The organism is Myxococcales bacterium, assembly GCA_016716835.1.
Lineage (GTDB): Bacteria > Myxococcota_A > Polyangia > Haliangiales > Haliangiaceae > JADJUW01.
This window is the reverse complement of the sequence record JADJUW010000001.1, coordinates 1,604,192-1,623,868: the sequence shown is the minus strand read 5'-3', so window position 1 is coordinate 1,623,868 and position 19,677 is coordinate 1,604,192. Positions and strand designations below refer to the sequence as shown.

At 64.0% G+C, this 19,677-nt stretch carries 15 protein-coding genes; 7 read left to right on the top strand and 8 right to left on the bottom strand.

Annotation, left to right across the window (positions count from 1 at the left end):
• Positions 1 to 183: 183 nt before the first annotated feature.
• Positions 184 to 1,251, bottom strand: a complete 1,068-nt coding sequence (locus IPL79_07140; protein MBK9070759.1) for a class I fructose-bisphosphate aldolase — start codon at positions 1,249 to 1,251, stop codon at positions 184 to 186.
• Between the two features lie 158 nt (positions 1,252 to 1,409).
• Here IPL79_07140 and IPL79_07135 point away from each other — a divergent pair, with 158 nt between their 5' ends.
• The 5 genes from IPL79_07135 to IPL79_07115 are packed head-to-tail and all read left to right on the top strand — an operon-like array spanning position 1,410 to position 6,509.
• Entirely contained in the window at positions 1,410 to 2,267 is an 858-nt protein-coding gene (locus IPL79_07135) for a hypothetical protein (protein MBK9070758.1), read from the top strand.
• A 41-nt stretch (positions 2,268 to 2,308) separates the two neighbouring features.
• Entirely contained in the window at positions 2,309 to 4,084 is a 1,776-nt protein-coding gene (locus tag IPL79_07130; GenBank protein MBK9070757.1) for a hypothetical protein, read from the top strand.
• Between the two features lie 32 nt (positions 4,085 to 4,116).
• Positions 4,117 to 4,833, top strand: coding sequence for a CPBP family intramembrane metalloprotease (locus IPL79_07125; protein MBK9070756.1), 717 nt, complete (start codon positions 4,117 to 4,119; stop codon positions 4,831 to 4,833).
• 25 nt (positions 4,834 to 4,858) lie between these two features.
• On the top strand, positions 4,859 to 5,716 hold the full coding sequence (gene nadC / locus IPL79_07120) for a carboxylating nicotinate-nucleotide diphosphorylase (GenBank protein ID MBK9070755.1): 858 nt from the start codon (positions 4,859 to 4,861) through the stop codon (positions 5,714 to 5,716).
• A 4-nt stretch (positions 5,717 to 5,720) separates the two neighbouring features.
• The gene (locus IPL79_07115) at positions 5,721 to 6,509 is read left to right on the top strand and encodes a biotin--[acetyl-CoA-carboxylase] ligase (protein ID MBK9070754.1); all 789 of its coding nucleotides are present in this window, start codon (positions 5,721 to 5,723) and stop codon (positions 6,507 to 6,509) included.
• On the opposite strand, the gene IPL79_07110 is transcribed toward IPL79_07115, so the two are convergent.
• Positions 6,475 to 7,317, bottom strand: a complete 843-nt coding sequence (locus IPL79_07110) for a FadR family transcriptional regulator (GenBank protein ID MBK9070753.1) — start codon at positions 7,315 to 7,317, stop codon at positions 6,475 to 6,477. The genes IPL79_07115 and IPL79_07110 overlap by 35 nt on opposite strands.
• 146 nt (positions 7,318 to 7,463) lie before the next feature.
• On the opposite strand from IPL79_07110, the gene IPL79_07105 reads away from it, so the two are divergent.
• On the top strand, positions 7,464 to 8,849 hold the full coding sequence (locus IPL79_07105) for a phosphoesterase (protein ID MBK9070752.1): 1,386 nt from the start codon (positions 7,464 to 7,466) through the stop codon (positions 8,847 to 8,849).
• Between the two features lie 177 nt (positions 8,850 to 9,026).
• Here IPL79_07105 and IPL79_07100 read toward each other — a convergent pair whose 3' ends face one another.
• Positions 9,027 to 11,867: a valine--tRNA ligase gene (locus IPL79_07100; protein ID MBK9070751.1), complete on the bottom strand. Its 2,841-nt coding sequence runs from the start codon at positions 11,865 to 11,867 to the stop codon at positions 9,027 to 9,029.
• 90 nt (positions 11,868 to 11,957) lie between these two features.
• Entirely contained in the window at positions 11,958 to 13,205 is a 1,248-nt protein-coding gene (locus IPL79_07095; GenBank protein MBK9070750.1) for a response regulator, read from the bottom strand.
• Positions 13,206 to 13,416: 211 nt separating this feature from the next.
• Here IPL79_07095 and argS point away from each other — a divergent pair, with 211 nt between their 5' ends.
• On the top strand, positions 13,417 to 15,138 hold the full coding sequence (argS, locus tag IPL79_07090; GenBank protein ID MBK9070749.1) for an arginine--tRNA ligase: 1,722 nt from the start codon (positions 13,417 to 13,419) through the stop codon (positions 15,136 to 15,138).
• Here argS and IPL79_07085 read toward each other — a convergent pair.
• The 4 genes from IPL79_07085 to IPL79_07070 are packed head-to-tail and all read right to left on the bottom strand — an operon-like array spanning position 15,100 to position 19,636.
• Entirely contained in the window at positions 15,100 to 15,984 is an 885-nt protein-coding gene (locus IPL79_07085; GenBank protein ID MBK9070748.1) for an ABC transporter permease, read from the bottom strand. The genes argS and IPL79_07085 overlap by 39 nt on opposite strands.
• Positions 15,977 to 16,999, bottom strand: a complete 1,023-nt coding sequence (locus IPL79_07080) for an ABC transporter permease (GenBank protein MBK9070747.1) — start codon at positions 16,997 to 16,999, stop codon at positions 15,977 to 15,979. Before IPL79_07080 ends, IPL79_07085 begins: the two co-directional genes overlap by 8 nt.
• Positions 16,992 to 18,572: an ATP-binding cassette domain-containing protein gene (locus IPL79_07075; protein ID MBK9070746.1), complete on the bottom strand. Its 1,581-nt coding sequence runs from the start codon at positions 18,570 to 18,572 to the stop codon at positions 16,992 to 16,994. Before IPL79_07075 ends, IPL79_07080 begins: the two co-directional genes overlap by 8 nt.
• Positions 18,572 to 19,636 (bottom strand): BMP family ABC transporter substrate-binding protein, encoded by a 1,065-nt coding sequence (locus IPL79_07070; protein ID MBK9070745.1) that lies wholly within the window; start codon positions 19,634 to 19,636, stop codon positions 18,572 to 18,574. Before IPL79_07070 ends, IPL79_07075 begins: the two co-directional genes overlap by 1 nt.
• Positions 19,637 to 19,677: the final 41 nt, after the last annotated feature.

Genomic DNA, 19,677 nt, shown 5'->3' with positions numbered 1-19,677 from the left:
GGAGTAATGACTCCGGCGTCTAGTAGTAATTGTCCCAGCCGTGACACCACATAAATGGTAGCAACCTTAGCTAAGGTTCACCAAACCACAGCCGCCTCATTCTCTGTCGCGACGCGTCCTGCCCACACCTGCGCACATGCCGCGCCGGCGCCGAAAGGGCGGCTCATCAGCCAAGGCGCCCTGCTAAGCAATCGTAACATCTCGACACAAATAGACGTCCTGGATCGCGTTGAGCAGCTCGACGCCTGACCGCAGCGGCCGCTGAAATGCCTTGCGCCCAGAAATTAGGCCCATGCCGCCGGCGCGCTTATTGATCACCGCGGTTGCGACGGCATCTTGCAGGTCATTGGTGCCCGAGGCGCCGCCACTGTTAATGAGGCCGATGCGCCCCATGTAGCAGTTGGCGACTTGATAGCGCGTCTGGTCGATCACATGGGAGCTTGTAAGGTCGCTGTACACGCTCTTGTGCGTCTTGCCAAAGCCCTTAAGCGCAGGGTCGTTGTACCCGCCGTTGCCCTCGGGCAGCTTCTGCTTGATGATATCCGCCGAAATCGTCACGCCGAGGTGATTGGCCTGGCCTTCAAGGTCGGCCGATACGTTGTGATCTGCTTGCGCCGTCTTAAAAGCGTTGTTGCGCACGTAACACCAAAGCACGGTGAACATGCCAAGCGATTTTGCCTCGGCAAAGGCCTCAGCGACCTCGAGCAACTGGCGGCGCGATTCGCTCGATCCCCAGTAGACCGTGGCGCCAACGCCCAGCGCGCCCATGTCGTAGCACTGGCGCACGCGGCCATACATCGTCTGGTCGTGCGTGTTTGGATACGAGAGCAGCTCGTTGTGGTTGATCTTGACGATCAGCGGAATGCGATGCGCCCATTTGCGCGCAATAATGCCAAGCCCGCCGAACGTCGACGCCACCGCGTTGCAGCCACCTTCATACGCAAGTTGCACGACGCTCTCGGGATCAAACATCGGCAGATTGGGCGCGAACGAGGCGGCCGCGGAGTGCTCGATGCCTTGATCGACCGGCAAGATCGATAGATAGCCGGTGCCGCCTAGGCGTCCGGTGTTGAACATATGTTGCAGCGACACCAGCACACGCGGTGGACGGTCGCTTTGCACCAAAACCTCATCGATGTAGCGGGGGCCTGGCAGGTGAAGCGCGGCCTTATCTATGGTCTTGCACTGGTGATCGAGCAGGCCCTCGTGGCTGCCCAGCAAGGTGCGGATTTGGTCGACAGAACGTGACATATGGCTCCTCGTCGCAATGTACCGACAATGAGACTTAGAGCGCAAGTCGTGCTGCGACGCGTTACCGAGTGATCTTCGCCTCGCCCCCCAGTCGCCATACGCGCGCGCGCCGGTTGCATCTGCGCGGCGATGCCGCTACCACTGCACCCGAGGCCACAATGAAGACGAAAAACACGCTGATGCAATGTAATGTCCTGGCACTGTCTTTGGGCGCCGCGCTCGCAATGGGTTGCGGTGGCGACGACGATCCGCCGCCGGCCGCGCTCGCGCCACCGCTGGCGGTTGATGACGGAACCATCGACTTGTCGTGCCTAAACACGGCGTCGGAAGATGTGCCATACGCCGACAGTTTCACGCTGGCCGGTTTGACCTATGAGCTGGGCGTCGCAGGCGGCCCGGCCATCGCCGATGCCTCGATTACGGTGTATTCGGGCACGGACTTTGACACCGCGCTGGCGACTCAAACCGCCAATGGCGACGGCGAGTTCGAGGTCACCATCCCCGCCGGCGAGACCCGCATCAGCTACAAGCTAGAAGCCGACGACCACCTCGCCACGTTTTCGCTTGGCAACTATTACAGCGACACGGCCAACGCCGAAGACCGCGTACCAGGTGCGTCGCTTACGATCGCCAACGCGCTCCCATCGTTTGTTCAAGTCACGCGCACGCCAGGCACCGGGGTGCTCGCCGGCACGGCGCTTGACTGCAACGGCGCTCCCGTCATGAACGCGTTCGCGCGGGTCAGCACGACTTCGGGCAGCGATTCGCCCGTCAGCGGCGCCTTGGTGTTTTATGTCAACACGGTGCCCGTTACGACCTTGTCGGCGACGAACCGCTCGGGTGAGTTTGCGATCCTCGAGATCCCTGATTCCTCGACCAATGTCTACATCCAAGTGTGGGGCTACCTCACGCAGGCCGATGCCGATGCCGACGAGAAAACCCTCATTGGCGAGGTCGCGACCCCCGTGTTGGCTGATTCAGTCATCACGGCCGGCGTCGACGTGCTTCGCGACTAATAACATTCGTTAACATTCGTAACGTTGGGTGAGGGTTTGTGATGAATCGACATGGATTGATCAATTGCGGTGGTGCGGCGGCCCTGGTGGCGCTGCTTGGCTGGTCGGCATCGGCGATGGCAGATGCGTCAGAAATAACGTGGGCGTCGGAAGGCTACTTCCGCACGCGCACCGTCAAGCTGACGAATTTGGCGCCGGAGGACCGACAAGAAATGATGTATCTGCCGGCCGGCGAGACCGTCGTCGTGCCGGAAATTCGCAAGACGTCGTACATCATGAGCCGGTTTCGCCTGATGCCGTCGGTTTCGTACGGCAAGATCGCGAAGTTCTCGATGCAGATGGATGGCATCGACGACGTGCTATGGGGCGACAACAATGGTGTCGCCTCGTCGCCGCTGTTTGCCACCGATGGCTCCAATCAGTACTTTTTGGGGCAGCACTATCTCTACGGCGGCGATGAGTCGCCGACCATCGCGGTTAAGCGCGCTTGGCTCGAATTTCAGATCCCGGTTGGCGTGGTGCGCATTGGGCGCATGCCGTCGCATTGGGGCATGGGGCTCTTGGCCAATGGTGGCGGCAGCGGCCACCTCGACGCCACGACGCCGGCTGGCAAGCCCGCTCGACGTATTGGCGATCACTTCACCTCGGAAGACTTTGGCGACAAACATTTCGGCTCGACCGCTGATAGGATCCTGTTTGTCACCAAGCCACTGAGCATCTACAAGACGATCACCAAGCAAGCCGACACGTCGTCGAATTTTGTCATGGGCTACGCCTTTGACGTGCTCAGCGAATCGCCATGGCTGCTCAACGAAGGGTACGAACGGCGGTTTCGCCCGCTTGGGCAACAGGGTTATATTTCGCGCGGCGCCAACGATGACGTCAAGCAGCACGTCTTCCTCGCGGTCTACAATGATCCGGACTGGGAGCAGGTGCGTTACACCGACGAGCTGCGCGTCGGTTTCTACGGCGTCTATCGGACCGCCGAGCAGAGCTCGCAGAAACCCTCCGCGCTCGATCCAGATCAAACCTGTGGCAGCTTTGAAGGCGAGGACTTCCCTTGCATCGACACCGGCTCCAAGGTGTGGATCGCCGACATCTGGTGGAAAATTCGCTACGGCACGTGGTTTACCGAGGGCGAGCTCTACAAGATCGGCGGCACCACCTTTGGCGGCGTCCCGTTCCCTGGGCAAAATAACAAGAAGAAGGCCGATATTCGCGCCGGCGTCGCGCGCTTTGGCTACGTGTCTGATGAACTCGATGGCCTGCTCGAGCTGGGGCACGCTTCGGGCGATGACTCGCTCGCCGACGAAGATCTGCGGCAGCGCGCCATTCATCCCGACTTCAACGTTGGGATGATCTTGTTCGAAGAAACGCTGCGCGAGCACTCGGCGCGCACCTACGGCGTGCCGCTGGCGTCTGAAACGGCACCGCAGGGCGCCTATGGCTTCTTCTCGCAGGGCGGCGTGATCAATGCGAACTACCTCTTCCCCAAGGTGCGCTATCGCCCGCAAATGGCGATCACGAAGTCCCTGGGCCTTGAGGTCGTGGGTGGCGTCCTGATGGCGTGGGCCGACAAGCTGGGCTCGACGGCCTCGCTGTTCTATGCCTGCGCCGCGGTGTGTGGCCCAGGCCAGACCGCTTCGAAATATCTCGGCACCGAGTTCGATCTCGCGGTGCGCACCACCTTTGCCAACGGCCATATGCGGCTCGGGCTCGAGACGGCATATCTTCGCTTTGGCGAGGCGCTCAAGAGCCAGCTGCCGAACGCCGACAGCTCGTACACCGTGCAAACCAGCTTCATGTTCTTGTGGTAGCCGGCCCGCGACAAGCCTGGTTGATATTTGGCGTGACCTTCGTGGTCATGCTGATGCTGGTGCGGATCAATGTGCAGATTCCTGCGGTGGGGCATCTCGGCAGCGCCGGCATCGCCTTATGGTTTTTGTTGGTGCCGGACGTTATCGCCGCACGCCACGGGCTGACGCTGTTTGATTGGGGGCTGCACCTACACGGCCTACGGTCCGCGCTGGGTTGGAGCGCCGTTTATGCCGCCGTCATCACGCCGATCTTCATCGTCGCGTTTGTCGGGTTTTACGAAGTCGTGTGCCAGGCGCCGGGCCTGGCCGAGCTTGCGCCGCGCGGCATGTGCGGGGCCTATCTTGGCATCGACGGCGCACATTGGCCCGTGCTGCCTGATCGCTTCGGCGAGTTTGTCTTGGTGCAGCTCTTGGTGGTTGCCCTCCCCGAAGAGTTGTTTTTTCGCGGCATGATGTTGGGGCTGCTCGGCACGTCGCCAGCGGGTGCGGGCGTGCCAGTGGCAGCGCCGCCGCGTTTGTCGCGGACGGTGGCCGGCGTCCCCTTGGACCGCGCCATCTGGCTGTCGTCGCTCATGTTCGCGTTGGTGCATTTGCCCAAGGACGGCGATCCACGCGCGCTGGCGACGTTTTTCCCGGCGTTGGCATTTGCCTGGCTGCGGGTGAAAACCGGTAGCCTGGTGGCGCCCATCTTGGCGCATGCGTATTCGAACATTCTGGTGCGCCTGCTTGAGCTATCCTTGCTGCGTTGACGCGCGCCGTGGTACCTCTTCTCGCATGGTAATTGCACACGGGCTCGCCGCCTTGCCGGCGGTGCAGCGCTTGGTCGAGCTGGCAATCGACGAAGACCTCGGGCGCGGCGATGTCACCTCGGCCGCGACCGTCGGCGCCAGCGAGCAGGCCGCGACGGCGCATCTCGTGGCGCGGCAACCCCTTACATTTTTTGGCGCGGACTTGGTGGCGTACGTCTTTTCGCGCATCGATCCGTCGTTGCACGTGACGCTGCATGTCGCGGACGGCGCTCGGCTAAGCCGCGGCGACAAGGTCGCAACCATCGTCGGCGGCGCGCGCGGCATCCTTGAGGCCGAGCGCACCGCGCTCAATTTTGCGCAACGGCTCTCCGGCGTGGCCACCAGCGCCAGCGCTTATGCCGCGGCGGTGGCGGGCACGGCGTCGCGCGTCGTCGACACCCGCAAGACGACCCCAGGCTATCGCGCGCTCGAAAAAGCCGCCGTGGTCGCCGGCGGCTGCGGCAATCATCGTGCCGATTTGGGATCGGGCATCCTCATCAAAGACAATCATATCGCGGCGTGCGGCGGCGTAACGGCGGCGCTTAGCAAGGCCAAGGCGCACGCGCCGCATACGCTGCGGATCGAGATCGAGGTTGATTCGCTAGCGATGTTGGATGAGGCGCTGGCATGCGGCGTCGACACCGTGTTGCTCGACAATTTTTCGCCGGACATGGTACGGCAAGCGGTGCCGCGGTGCCGTCAGGCTGGCGTGCGCGTCGAGGTGTCGGGCGGCGTGACGCTCGCCTCGGTGCGAGACTTTGCCGAGGCGGGTGCGGATTATATTTCGGTTGGCGCGCTGACGCACTCGGCGGCGGCGGTCGATCTAGCGCTGGATTTTGCGTAGCCCGATGTCGGCGGCCTCGCGCGCGCCTTGGCTTGGGCTTCGCACGATCGAGCTGGCGACGTGCGAATCAACCAACGATGAAGCCGCTCGGCTGGCGGCGAACGGCGCGGCGCACGGCACGGTGGTGACGGCGTTGCGGCAAGCCCGCGGTCGCGGGCGCCAGGGCAGGGTATGGCAGGCGCCCGCCAGCGAGGGCGTGTTCTGGTCGTGCGTGTTGCGACCGGCACTCGCCCCGGCCGCCGCAGCGGGGCTAACGTTGGCGGCCGGCGTGGCGGCGTGTGAGGCGGTTCGCGCCTGTGGCGTGGCCGCAACGCTGAAGTGGCCCAACGACGTCGTGGTCGTCGATGCGGGCGTTGTCGCCAAGCTAGGCGGCATTCTCACTGAATCGGTGACCCGAGGCAGCGCGCTCGAATATGTCGTGGTCGGCATTGGCCTCAATGTCACGAACGCACCGGTGGTGGAGGGGGCACGCACGACCAGTATTCACCAGGCAGGTGGCCGGGGGAGTCGGGCCGAGGTCGTGGCGCGGCTTAGGGGCTCGCTCGAGCAGTGGCTTGATCGTTATCTCGAGGAGGGAATGGCCGCCATCTCGCCAACGTGGCAGGCGATGGCTGAACGGCGGTGTGAATTGCGGGTGGGCACCGGGCAGGCCGCGCGGGTTGCCGAGCTAGTTGGGTTGGCCGACGACGGTGCGCTGATGGTTGCCATCGATGGTGTGACGACGACCATCCGCGCCGGTGAGGTCGAACTCGGCCGGGTTACCGCTTTGGGCGACGCGACGCCGTTGCCGTAACCTTGCGCGGGGCCGCGGCGGCACTCCCACGCTTGGGCTTGGCCGCGGCCGCCGTCGTCTTGATAGCGGACTTGCCGAGCGAGAGCCCGGTAAACTCAGGCAGGTTGTTGGAGGCCAACTTGGCCGCCGCGAGCACCCGTGGCACGTACCACTGATAGTACGCCAGCACCATCTGCTTGGCCTCGGCGCCCTTGCGCTTCTTGATCATCTCAATGAGCTGGGTGAGGCCCATCGCAAACTCGGCATTATTGGGCCGCGACACCGCGAGGACTTCAATCAGCGCGCCGATGACTTCGGCGTTCCACAGCCCCAGCACCTCAAAGATGCGGTTCTTGCTGGCCTTGGCGACCGTGCGATAGAAGGCGGGATACGCCAGCTGCGTCTCTGCGACGGTCTTGCACCCGGCGAGCACTGGCAACATCTTTTCGATCGCACGAAAATCGGCCTCGGTGCCGCGCTGGGCCGCGAGCAGGTACATCTCCGACTCGACGATCGCCTGGGTCTCAAGGAGCGACCCGAGCAGCTCGATATCGATGCGGTTGGGCGCGGGCGCCAGCATGGCGGCCAAGACGCCTGGGCTCGACGAACTCAGCGGGTCCATGACCTCGGTGCCGCGCCGTTTGATCGGGCGTACGAGGTTGTTGACCTCGAGCGTCTTCATGGCTTCGCGCACGACCTGGCGATTAACGCCGAAGGTAATGGCCAATTGTTCCTCCTTGGGGAGGATCCCGCCAACCGCAACGTCCCCGCGCACGATGGCGTGGATCAGCTCATGCGCGACAATATCAGCCTTGCGACGGAATGACATTTCAAGTGTTTATGCCAGGCGCCGCGCAGTATCAAGCGGCGGTGCCTTAGACTCGGCGGGCACGGCCTGGCAGATCGGTCATTTTGGCGCATATGTAAGACAATAGATGATTTGTTAGCGCCCCCCCAGCGCGCTAAGGTGGCCACATGCGACGCCGTCAAGCTCTCAAATCGATGGGTATGTTGGCGGGCTCGGCCGGCCTATCGCGGTATCTCCTTGGCTGCGGCGATAATCGGCCGGCAAACGATCGCATGGTCGTCGTCGCGCTGATGATGGAAAATCGAAGCTATGACCATATGATGGGCGCGCGCAGCCTGCTCGAAGGCAAGCCCGGTGATGGCATCACGGCTGGCATGACCAACCCCTCGGCGAGCGACGAAGTGGTGCCGCTGTACGCACCCGACTTGACCGAGTTGTGCGTGGTCGACCCGCCGCATGGTTGGGACTCATGCCACGCCCAGTGGAACGGCGGCCTCAATGACGGCTTTCTGCGCGAGCACCAAGCGCGTCATCCAGGCGACCTCAGCGCCATGCAGTACCTGGCGCGCAACGAGCAGCCTATCAGCTGGGCGCTCGCGGACGGCGGCGCGTCTTGTGACCGTTGGTTTTCCTCGGTGATGGGGCCTACCTGGCCAAATCGCTGGCACTGGCTCGCTGGCACGTCCCACGGCGTCAAGTCGAACGCCATGCCACAGATCGATGGCGATGCCCGAACCGTATTTCATCAGCTCGGCGACGTAGGGATTGAGGCGCGTCTGTATTATGGCGACGTTCCGTTTTTTCCCTTGCTCGGCAACGGCGTGGGCAGCACGCTCGACTTGTCGTCGCTGCTTCGCCCCATTAGTGAATTTTTTGCCGATGCCGCGGCAGGGCAATTGCCGCCCGTGGTCTACATCGATCCGCCGTTTTCGTTCGCCGATGATCACCCGCCGCACCACCCGATGTTGGGCCAGCAATACATCGAGAGCATCTACCTGGCCTTGGCCAACTCGCCGCATGCGCGCAATTTCTTGCTGGTCACCACGTACGACGAACACGGCGGATTTTTTGATCACGTGCCCCCGCCAACCACCGTCGATGATTGGGCTGCCGAGGGCTTTGATCAGCTAGGCTTTCGCGTGCCTGGGTTGCTCGCAGGCTCGTACGTGAAGCCCGGCTACTTGTCATCGGTGGTGCGCGACCACACGTCCATGTTGCGCCATCTCTCGCTGACCTTTGGCCTCGGCGACCTCACCACGCGCGCGGCCGCGGCGGAGCCGCTCGTCGACTGCATCGATGTGGATCGATGGGAGGCGCATGATCCCTTGCCGCCGCTCGACTTGCCGAGCCTAAACATCGAGGATTGGATGATCGACGAGGTGTGCGGCAACGCGTCGGCCAGGCGTGTGCACGACGTCTTGCGGGCGGCGGATGCGCACCCCGAATTGGTCGGCCGCTGGGACAAACGCCACGAACGACGCCAAATCGCGCGCGATATTCGCGCCCAGGTGGCCCGCCTGCGCGGCCGCGTTAAGCAGTTCGCGGTGCCGTAAGGGCCGCTAGGCCTTAGTTCGCGTGATCTTGAGCCAAGCACCAGCGGTTCAGACGCCGGGATGCTTTCGTGGGGAGAGGCATAAAAATGTGAGTTTATTGGAATAAGTGAGCATTTTTTAACGACGCCCCACGGAAGCAGACCAAGTCTGATGGCTCAAGATCACGCGAACTAAGGCCTAGGCGAGGGAGGCAATCGCGTCGACGAAGCGCTGCCGCTTGGCTTGCTCGTCGGCTAGCCGCGCGCGCTGCTCGGCCACCACGTCTTCAGGCGCCTTGGCGAGAAAATCCGCGTTCTCGAGCTTGCGCTGCAGCCCGGTGATGTCTTTTTCGACCTTGCCAATCTCTTTGCTAATGCGTTGGCGTTCGGCGGCGACGTCGATGAGGCCCTCGATGGGCATGACGATGGTGATGTTGGCGCCGACCGCGGTCCGCCCCGCTTGCCCCGAGGCGGGCGCGGTTTCGGCGATCGTGAGGGTGGCCCGCGCGGCGCGCGCAATGATGGCGCGCGTGCGCTCTAGCTCGTCGCGCGTCGCCGCATGGTCGCTCACCACCGTCGCCGCAACCGGCTGCGCTGGCGATATGCCAAACGTGGCGCGCAGCATGCGAATGGCCACGGTCACGTCTTGCGCCGTGCGCATGATGCGCTCGGCTTCTTCGTCGACCAGCTGGGCCTGCGCCTTGGGATAGAGCGTCACCATCAACGAATTTGGCAGCCCAGATGGTTTGGGTAATTGCCGCCAGATCTCTTCGGTCACAAAGGGCGTGAAGGGATGTAGTAGGCGCAGCGTTTGCTCGAGCACGGTGGCCAGCACGCCCTGCGTGGTGTGGCGCGCGGCGATGGCAACATCGCTCGGCGTCTCGCCCTCCACTTGGCGCAGCGCTGGCTTGGCAATCTCAATGTACCAGTCGCATAGCTCGTACCAAACAAACTGATACAGCGCGCTCGCCGCGTCGGCAAAGCGATAGCCCTCGAGCGCGACGTCGACCTCGGTGCTGACCCGCTGCAGGCGAGATAAAATCCACCGATCACCCAGCGTCATCGCCGCGCGCGCCTTGGCGTCGGCGAGCTGGTTTGCGAAGCGGTCGGCGTCGTGGTCGGCGAGGTTCATCAGCGCAAAGCGCGACGCGTTCCACAGCTTATTGATAAAGTTGCGATAGCCTTCGACGCGATCGAGCGAGAGGCGAATATAGCGTCCCGAGGTGTTTAGCGCCGCCAGGGTAAAGCGCAGCGAGTCCGAGCCCATAGCGGTGATGCCCTTGGGAAAATTCTTGCGCAGGGCTTTTACCGCCGCCTCGGGCACGTTGTCGGCCTCGGCGCGGGCGAGCATGGCTTCGAGCGTGCTGCCGGCGATGACGTCGATGGGGTCGAGCACATTGCCCTTGGTCTTGGACATCTTGTCGCCGTGTTCGTCGGTGACGATCGACGTCAGGTAGACGGTGCGAAACGGCACCTTGCCGGTGAAGTGCAGGCCCATCATCATCATGCGGGCGACCCAGAAAAAGATGATGTCGGGTCCCGTGACCAGCACGTTGTTGGGATAGAAGGCCGCCAGCGCCTTGCCCTTTTCGGGCCAGCCAAGCGTAGAGAACGGCCAAAGCGCCGAGGAGAACCAAGTGTCGAGAATGTCCTCATCTTGCCGCACCTTGGCGCTGCCACAAGCCGGGCACGCGGTCGGATCGTCGCGCAGCACCGCGATGTGCTGACAGCCGTCGCAGTACCAAGCTGGGATGCGGTGGCCCCACCAAAGCTGGCGCGAGATGCACCAATCTTTAATATTGGTCATCCAGTGCATGTAGGTCTTGGTCCACAGCTCGGGAATGAACTTGGTCTTGCCCGATTCCACGGCCTCGATCGCCGGCGCCGCCAGCGATTCGGTCTTGACGAACCATTGTTCCATTAACATTGGTTCGACCACCGCACCCGAGCGTTCCGAACGCCCGCGCGGAACGGTGTGGTCTTTGATCACGCCGAGCAGTTCGGCTGCCTCGAGCGCGGCGACGACGGCCGCCCGCGCGGCTTCCACCGACATCCCGACATAGGCTGCCGGCGCCGGCGCGCAGATCTTGCCCTTGGCGTCGATGATCTGGATGATCTCGAGGCCGCAGCGCTGCGCGCATTCGAAGTCGTTAAAGTCGTGTGCGGGGGTTACTTTTACCGCGCCCGAGCCAAATTCCGGATCGACGAAGGTGTCGCCCACAATTGGAATTTCGCGGCCGGTGAGCGGCAACGCGATGCGCTTGCCAATGAGGTGTTTATAGCGCTCGTCGTCGGGGTGAACCGCCACGCCGGTGTCGCCGAGCATGGTTTCGGGGCGCGTCGTTGCCACCACGAGATGCTCGGAGCTGCCGACGATGGGGTAGCGCAGCTCCCACATATGGCCGGCCTCTTCGACGGTGTTGACCTCAAGATCCGACACCACCGTCTCTGACACGGGATCCCAATTGATCATGCGCTTGGCGCGATAGATGAGGCCCTCCTCAAACAGGCGCACGAAGGCTTCACGCACCGCCTTGTTTGATTGCTCATCCATGGTGAAGCGCTCACGCGGCCAGTCGAGCGAAAAGCCCATGGTCTTTTCTTGCGCGCCGATGCGGTTGCCAGACTTTTCGCGCCACGCCCACGCGCGCTTCATGAATTCGTCGCGGCCAAGATCAAAGCGCGTCTTGTTTTCGCGCCGGCGTAGGTCTTTCTCGAGCAGGTGATGCACGGCGATGCTGGCGTGATCGGTGCCGGGCATCCACATCGCATTGTAGCCCTGCATGCGCCGCCAGCGGATCAGCGTGTCTTGCAGCGTTGAGCCTAGCGCGTGCCCCATGTGCAGCGAGCCGGTTACATTGGGCGGCGGCAGCGTGATGGCGTACGGCACCGTCGGGCTCTGCTCGTCGGCGTGAAACAGCCCGTGCTCCAACCAAAATTGCAGCCAGCGCGGTTCGACGTCGGCGGGATTGTATTGCTTGGAAAGCGCAGTGGTCGCGGTGCCTTGGTCTTCAGGCTCTAGTGGTTCCAGCTCGGACATTTGCGGGACCATAACACCAGCCGCCAGCAAGTGCGAGTGATGGTGGGCCGCGGCGCGGCAGGCGCGCGGCCACAAAAGCGACGCCGCCGCTTACGATCGCTTCGTCAGCGCTTCGAGATTTTCGCGCACGATGCGTTCGGCGAGCTCAGGCACGACTTCCCACACGATGCGCTCGACGACTTCGGTCGAGAGCTTAAGCAGCGCCAGCAACTCGGGGCTGCCGGCGGCAAGCCCTGAGGCTTCGGCGAGGCGGGCCGCCATTTTCGCGAGCGTTTGGTCGACGAGGGCCGAGCGCTTGGTCGGGGTGCCGCCAACCATCGGCGCGCGGCCGATGCCGCTTTGCGAAGGCGCGCGCGCTGGGGGCGTGATGGCAGGTGCCGCGGCTGGCGCCGGGGCATTGGTTGGCGCGCGCGCAGGAATGGGCGCGGCTCCCGAACCCAACTGCGTCGTAGGGATTCGCGGCGAGCCAACGGCGGCCAACGCATCTGCGGGATTAACGGGTGCAGAGATTGGCGGCGACATGGCCGGCTGATTGGTGCCGGGCCGTGCGAACTGCGCGCCACCGGCGGCTGGCGCGACGCCAAGCCCAGTGGAAGCTGGACGGGCAGGCACCGTATTGGGAGACATCGGCGTCGATGGACGCGGTGCGGGTCGCCCCGCCCCAAAGCCAGCATCTGCCGCTGGCACAGCCGCGGAGAGCCCGGATGGTGCACGGCCGACGGCTACGTTAGGCGACGGCGCAAGACTTGGTCCAAGCGGCTGGGCTTGCGCGGTGCCTTGCGCACCCGGTGGGCGTACGCCGGGCATGCCCATCATGGTTGCCGAGCGAGGCGGCATAGCGCTAGCCGGAACTTGGCCGGTGAGGGTGCCTGGATTGAAGGCGTTGGCTGCGGCCGGCGGGGCCGCGGCTGGCATGGCAGCCGATGCCGTCGCGGGGCGACCGCCAAGCTTGGCCGTGCCGCTGGTTGCGACCTTTTGCAAAATCTCACCGAGCTTGTCGATGAGCTGCGTCGAATCCCATGGCTTAGCCAACGTGCCATCGGCCGCGACTTGCGTGCCTCGCGATGGATCATAAGCCGCCGTGTTGCCGCAAAGAATCACCACGGGTACATCTGCGAGCGCTGGATCTGATTTGAGATCCTGGCACAGGTCGTAGCCCGTCTTCCCAGGCATGTGCGCATCCGCGAGCACGACGCTTGGCTTTTGGCTTCTAGCTTGCGCAAGCGCCGCTTCCGCCGACGTTGCGCCAACGAATGAAAATTCGGTGCCGCGAAACGTTATATCTGCCACTTGCTGCATCGTGGCGCTGTCATCGACAAACAGAACGGTTTTGCTCATATGTTCGTCCCAGGTCCCCTCTTATGTGAGTACCATGTCGCTTGCAAAGGGGTCAATTCGGCGCGCCCGTAAACCAGCAAGTTGCTTATAGAAACCGGCCTCAAATCGGGGAAAGCGAACTTGCCGCACAAGCGCATACATCGCGCGCGCCACGGTGTTCACCGAGATCGAGCATTGCGCATCCAATCGCGGCGTTGTAGCTAGGCAGCCGATGTCCCAGTACACCCCGTTTCACGAAAAGGCGTTGCGCACGGCCGCCGAGGAGACCGGGCAACCGGCGGCCTCGTTTGCGGTTTCGGCGCCACCCAAGCCGGAGATGGGCGATCTCGCGGTCGGTTGCTTTGCGGCCGCCAAGGCGCTTGGCCGTTCGCCGGTGGAAATTGCCAAAGATGTCGCGGCCGCGTTCGTTCCCAGCGACGAATTGGCCAGCGCGACAGCGGCGGGGCCTTTTGTCAATTTCCGCGTGGCGCGGCCGGCCGTATTTGCCTGGCTTGCCGACGGCGTGTTTGCAAGGCGGGCGCTGACGCCGGCCAACGTTGGCGCGGGCCAGACGGTTTGCATCGACTACTCGTCGCCAAATATTTCTAAGCACCTCGCGTATCACCATATTCGGTCGACCGTCATTGGCCAGGCCTTGGCGCAGATGCACCGTGCCCTCGGGTATCGCGTGGTCGGCATCAATCACCTCGGTGATTGGGGGACCACCCACGGCATGTTGCTCGCCGCCCACGAAAAATGGGGCGAGCCATCACCGCTCGATATAACCGCGCTAAACGACCTCTACGTGCGGTTTCGCGCGGCGATGAAGGAGGATCCGGCGCTCGAGCAAAAGGCGCGCGCGTGGTTTCATCGCCTTGAGGCGGGCGACCCCGCCGCGCGCGCGACGTGGCAGCGATTTCGCGACGTGTCATGGGCCGAATTTCAGTCGGTCTACGACATGCTGGGCATTGTCTTTGACGAGGTGCGCGGCGAGAGCGCCTATGAGGCCGCGATGCCCGGCGTCATCGACATGCTGGCGCAAAAGCAGCTCACCAGCGAGAGCGAAGGCGCGCTGGTGGTGCAAATTCCAGGCGAGCAAACGCCGCTGCTGCTTAAAACCAAGGATGGCACGACGCTCTACGCGACGCGCGACATCGCGGCGGCGATGTATCGCTGGGAGACCTATCAATTCACGCGCTCGCTGTATGTGGTGGATCGAGGGCAGGGCTTGCACTTCAAGCAGCTCTTTGCGGTGCTTGGCATGGCCGGGTTTGAGTGGGCGAGTCGCTGCGAGCACGTGCCCTTTGGGCTGGTGCGCATCGGTGGCAAGAAGACCGGCACGCGCGCTGGCAACGTGGTGCTGCTTAAAGATGTATTTAATGAAGCGACCGACGAGGTCGCCGCCAAGATTCGCGAGGGAGCGGGTGGCGGTGCGATGACGCCGGCGCAGATCGCCGAGGTGGCGCAAATGGTTGGCATTGGTGGCGTCGTCTTCGCCACCTTGGTGAGTCAGCGCGACAAGGACGTCGATTTTGTGCTCGAGAAGGTGCTGTCGCTCGACGGGGACTCGGGGCCGTATCTGCAATATAGCCACGCGCGCTGTGCGTCGATCCTGCGCAAGGGCGGCGTGGCGGCAAGCGAGCTGCCAGCGGCAAATCTCGCGCTGCTGACTCATGACGCTGAATGGGCGGTGGCGCGACGGCTGCTCGATTTTGGCGACACCGTCGTGCGTGCGGCCGCGGCGTGCGAGCCGCATACGATCTGCCACTATCTGCTCAATCTAGCCGGCGATTTTTCGCGGTGGTACACGCTTGGTAATGGCGACGCCTCGCTGCGCGTGATCTGCGACGACGCCGATTTGCGGCTGGCGCGCTTGGCGCTGGTAGCAATGGTGGGCCATGCCCTCGCCGAAGGGTTACGCCTCATCGGGCTTGGCGCGCCGGACCAGATGTAGCTTATTGGCGCTTCGTCGCGCCGGCCAAAAACCAAGTACTAACAGAACCGCGACATGCGGCAACACCACGAGGAATTCTTTGACGCCGGGCAGGGTGTGCATTTGTAGCCGACTCCCAAGCGATTCAAGCGCGGCAAAGGCGAGGCACCACAGCGCGATGCGGCGCGGCTGCCAATTGCCCAAGATCACCGCGGCCATTGCGACATAGCCGCGACCCCCGCTCATATCGGATACGAATTTGCCGAGCGACAGGGAAAGCGCGGCGCCGCCGAGCGCGGCAAAATAACAAGATAGCAGCATCGCTTGCCAACGCACGGCCAGCGGCGAGAGGCCAAGCTGCGCCAGGCTGGCCGGACGCCCGCCTGCCGCGCGCAAGCGCATGCCAAAGGGGGTCGACGCGAAGATCCACGGCAGCGCAAAGGCGCCGAGCGCGAGCATGTAAAATAGCGGATTCTCGGCGAGCGAGGCGAGGCGAGGGCCCTGCGGCGAGTTGGCGGTCGTGCCATAGAGCACGTGTAGCAAATAGCGCGTGATGCCCGCGGCGAACATGTTGAGGCCAATGCCAACAAGCACCTGATCTGCGGCAAGGCGTATGCAAAGCCAACCCTGCAACGCGGTCAAGGCCATCACCGCGCAGAGGGCGGCGCCGGTGCCAACCGCGGGCGAGCCGGTGGCGTGAGCGGCGGTCGCCGCGGCAAACGCGCCGATGAGTAGCTTGCCTTCGAGCGCGACGTCGATGGTGCCTGACGCCTCATTGATGCCGCCGCAGAGGGCGGCGCCAAGGTATGGCATTGCGACCCGCAGCAGCTGCGCCGCGATGACCGCAAACAGCGCCAGATCAAGCATCGCTCGCCTCCGTCTGCTGCCTGATTGACGCGGCGGCGAGCGCGAGCACGAGCATGGCAATCGACGTCTCAATGATTTCCTTGGGCACCAAGCGTGAAGCCAGCAGGCCGCCATGGAGCAAGGCGCCAAATACGATGGCGCTGGCAACGAGGCCGGGGATGGTGCGGCCACCGAGCAGCGCGACGGCAATGCCAAGCATGCCCATGCCTGCGCCCATTTGTGCCTCGAAGGCGTGCTTGTAGCCGCCCACGTAGTGCAACGCGCCAAGCCCCGCGGCAGCACCTGCCCACGCCATGGCCAGGCACGTGGTTTTGACGATCCCGATGCCGGCGGCGGCAGCAACGGTGCGTCGCTGCCCGAGCAGCCGTATCTCGAAGCCTAGCTTGGTGCGATGCATGACGTACCCCGATGCGATGGCGAGCACAAGCGCCACCAACGCGCTGACGTTGGCTTGACTTTGCCCAAGGCCCAAGCTTGGCATCCACGTCGCCGCCTGCGTCGTCTCACTCCGCAATGCGACGCCGACAAACAAGAAGTGGTGGCCGAGCGCCATGATGCCCGCCAAGACGACGGCGTTGAGCGCGATGGCGACGACGATTTCGTTGGCGCCGCGGGACGCCTTCATGGCGCCGATGATCGCACCGATGGCGGCGCCCGCGAGCGCCGCACCGGTTATCGCGGTCGCGAGCGCCAGCCAGGGTGGTAGGCCGCTTGCGCCGAGCACGGCATAGGTCACGCATCCCGCGGCAAGTTGCGCTTCGGCACCGAGGTTGAGCAGGCCCGCGTGGCGCGCGATCCACACCGCCAGGCCGGTGCACAAGAGCGGCGTCGCCTTGGCAATGACTTGACCAAGGCCGTACCACGACAGCCATGGCTCGATGAGGACGATCTGCCACACCGACGCCGGCGATACTTGCGCTAGCAGTATGAGGAGGCTGCCGAGCAGCAAGGCGGCGGCAATTGCGATCGCGAAATGCCACGCGCGTGTGCGGTCGACGACGGCTTGCTCAGCCATGACGGACCGCCTCACTGCCTGTGGTCATGAGCTCGCCGAGCCTCTGTTTGGAGGCTCCCGAGGCCTGTAGCAGGCGCCCGCGCTCGAGCACGACGAGGCGATGGCAACGCGACAGCAGCTCGTCGACGTCGGCTGAAATAATGGCGATGGCAACGCCACGCTCGGCAAGCGCGTAAAGGTGTCGCCATATCAGCGCCGCTGCGCGCAAGTCGACGCCGCGCGTGGGGTGGGCGCAGACAACCGCCGTTAACCGCGGCACCCCCAGCTCTCGGCCCATGTAGAATTTTTGTTGATTGCCCCCCGACAGCGCGCCGAGCGTGAGGGCGTCAGCCGGCGTGACGTCGGCCTCGGCGACGATACGCGTGGCCTCCCGTGCCGCCGCGGCGCGCGGCAAGGCGTGACCGACAAACAGGTCGTAGCGGCCAATCATCGCGTTTTGCGGCAGCGACCACCCCTCGATCACCCCATCGCGGTGGCGGTCGCCGCTAATAACCACAAGGCCCGCCTGCCGACGCGCGCGCGGTGAGAGCGCCGCAAGGTCACGCCGTTCCTGCGATGGCGCGGCGAGCGCAAACGCCCGCGCGTTTGCCTGATGAACCCATTTCGTCGGCGCGGTGCCGGCGAGCATGTCGAGCAACTCTTGCTGTCCGTTGCCCTCAACGCCCGCGATCCCGACGACTTCGCCGCGCACCATCTTTAGACTTAGGCCACCATGCGCAGCGGCGTGACGATGCCACGGTCCTACCGCTAGGCCGTCAATTTCGAGCGCGACGTCGCGCGCCGCAGGTGGCGGCGGCGGCGAGCCCGCGCCGAGGATATCCCCCATCATCGCGTGAGTGATGCGCTGAGTGTCGCGCACGTCCTCCCCTGCGTACGTCGCGACGGTGCGGCCCTTGCGCAATACGGTCACGGTATCGGCGACGTCGGCGACCTCGCTGAGGCGGTGGGTCACCAGCACGATGGACGTGGTAGCTGCGAGCCCGCGCAGCTTGGCAAACAAGGCATCGGTTTCCAGCGGCGAAAGCAGCGCGGTGGGTTCATCTAACAAGAGCAACGTGGCGCCGCGCCAAAGCGCGAGCACGATCTCGGCGCGTTGCCGCTCGCCAAGCGCGAGTGCCCCGCATGGCACGTCGACCGCGCATGCGAGCCCACTGGCGTCGCGGACTTGGTCAAGCTCGCGGCGAAGGCGCCGCTTCGCATCTGACCCCAGGCGCCGATGCCATGGCAGCTTACGTGGCGTCATGAGCGCGTGTTCCACGAGCGACAGGCCAGCAATGAGCGAGCCGTGCTGCGCGACCACGGCAACGCCGTGAGCTGAGGCCTGCGCAATGCCGTACGTCGCGGCGTCGTAGCGGGCACCGCCAATTTCGAGGTGTCCCGCCGTCGCGGGCAAGGTGCCGGCGGCGATGTGGCACAGCGTGCTCTTGCCCGCGCCGTTTTCGCCGACCAGGGCGCAAATGCCGCCACGAGGCACGGTGAGCGTCGCGTCGGCAAGCGCAACGTGCGCGCCATATGACTTGCTGACGACGGCGCGCAAAGCCGGCGTAGCATCGGCGTTGGTGGGCGCGGGCATCAACGTGGCTCCGTTGGAACGATGATATCGCCGCGCTCGATGGCGGCGCGTAGCGACTCGATTTGCGCGCGCATCGGCGGCGTCAGCGTTGCCAAATTGCGCGAATCCATGACCAACCCGACGCCATTTTCGGCGAGGCCCAACTCGCGCATGCCGGTCTGCAGCACGCCGGCCTTACCCTGTGCCACCAGCGTAAATACCGCCTCGTCGATGCGCTTGATCATGCTGGTGAGCACGCAACACGGCGCCAGCTCGTACTGGTCGGAGTCGACGCCAATGCCAAGTGCCTGCCGTTCCTTGACCGCAGCGAGCACGCCATCTCCCGTTTTGCCAGATGCGTGAAAAATGACGTCGGCGTCGCGATCGAGTTGCGCGAGCGCCAACTCATAGCCGGTGGCTGGATCGGCAAATGCCTTGGGTTCAGCGCCCGCATACGCCGATAGCACCCGACACGTAGGGCAGACGTGGTGCACGCCCGCGGCAAACCCAGCCTCGAATTTTCGGATGAGCGGGATGCGCATGCCGCCGACAAAGCCGACGACGCGGGTCTTGCTGGCGAGTCCCGCGGCGACGCCGACCAAAAAGCTGCCGTCTTGTTCGCGAAACGTCAGGCCTAGCAAATTAGGTAGGGGCGCCGCTGCGTCGCTAGGTGAAAAGTCGACCCCCGCGAACTGGATCCGCGGATACTGCGCCGCGAGCCGCTCCAAATCGCTGCTAAAGATAAAGCCGACGCCGATCACCAAATCAAAGCCGGCCGCCGCAAATTGCCGCAAGGCGGTTTCGCGATCGCTGCCATCGCCGGGTTCGATGGTCTGGACAAACACCCCGAGCTCGGCTTCGGCGCGCATCACGCCACGCCAAGCGGATTCATTGAACGATTTGTCATCCTTGCCGCCGACGTCAAAGACTAGGCCAATCTTGCGCTGCCCGACGCGGCCTGCCTTTGCCGGAAACGCCACGTGGCCGACCAGCAGAACGACGGCGTGTGCCGCGATGAGCCCTGCCAAAATGGCGAGCGCGCGCGGGCGCTTCCCCCCCGCCGTGGCCTCTGGTTGCCCGCCGATCGTCACCCGGTAGCTAATACCCCAAGGCGGCGTTGTGTGAT

Excerpts from the sequence above, each read along its gene's own strand:
- IPL79_07140 (MBK9070759.1), bottom strand. The coding sequence starts at position 1,251 with ATGTCACGTTCTGTCGACCAAATCCGCACCTTGCTGGGCAGCCACGAG.
- IPL79_07135 (MBK9070758.1), top strand. The coding sequence starts at position 1,410 with ATGAAGACGAAAAACACGCTGATGCAATGTAATGTCCTGGCACTGTCT.
- IPL79_07130 (MBK9070757.1), top strand. The coding sequence starts at position 2,309 with ATGAATCGACATGGATTGATCAATTGCGGTGGTGCGGCGGCCCTGGTG.
- nadC (MBK9070755.1), top strand. The coding sequence starts at position 4,859 with ATGGTAATTGCACACGGGCTCGCCGCCTTGCCGGCGGTGCAGCGCTTG.
- IPL79_07115 (MBK9070754.1), top strand. The coding sequence starts at position 5,721 with ATGTCGGCGGCCTCGCGCGCGCCTTGGCTTGGGCTTCGCACGATCGAG.
- IPL79_07110 (MBK9070753.1), bottom strand. The coding sequence starts at position 7,317 with ATGTCATTCCGTCGCAAGGCTGATATTGTCGCGCATGAGCTGATCCAC.
- IPL79_07105 (MBK9070752.1), top strand. The coding sequence starts at position 7,464 with ATGCGACGCCGTCAAGCTCTCAAATCGATGGGTATGTTGGCGGGCTCG.
- IPL79_07100 (MBK9070751.1), bottom strand. The coding sequence starts at position 11,867 with ATGTCCGAGCTGGAACCACTAGAGCCTGAAGACCAAGGCACCGCGACC.
- IPL79_07095 (MBK9070750.1), bottom strand. The coding sequence starts at position 13,205 with ATGAGCAAAACCGTTCTGTTTGTCGATGACAGCGCCACGATGCAGCAA.
- argS (MBK9070749.1), top strand. The coding sequence starts at position 13,417 with ATGTCCCAGTACACCCCGTTTCACGAAAAGGCGTTGCGCACGGCCGCC.
- IPL79_07085 (MBK9070748.1), bottom strand. The coding sequence starts at position 15,984 with ATGCTTGATCTGGCGCTGTTTGCGGTCATCGCGGCGCAGCTGCTGCGG.
- IPL79_07080 (MBK9070747.1), bottom strand. The coding sequence starts at position 16,999 with ATGGCTGAGCAAGCCGTCGTCGACCGCACACGCGCGTGGCATTTCGCG.
- IPL79_07075 (MBK9070746.1), bottom strand. The coding sequence starts at position 18,572 with ATGCCCGCGCCCACCAACGCCGATGCTACGCCGGCTTTGCGCGCCGTC.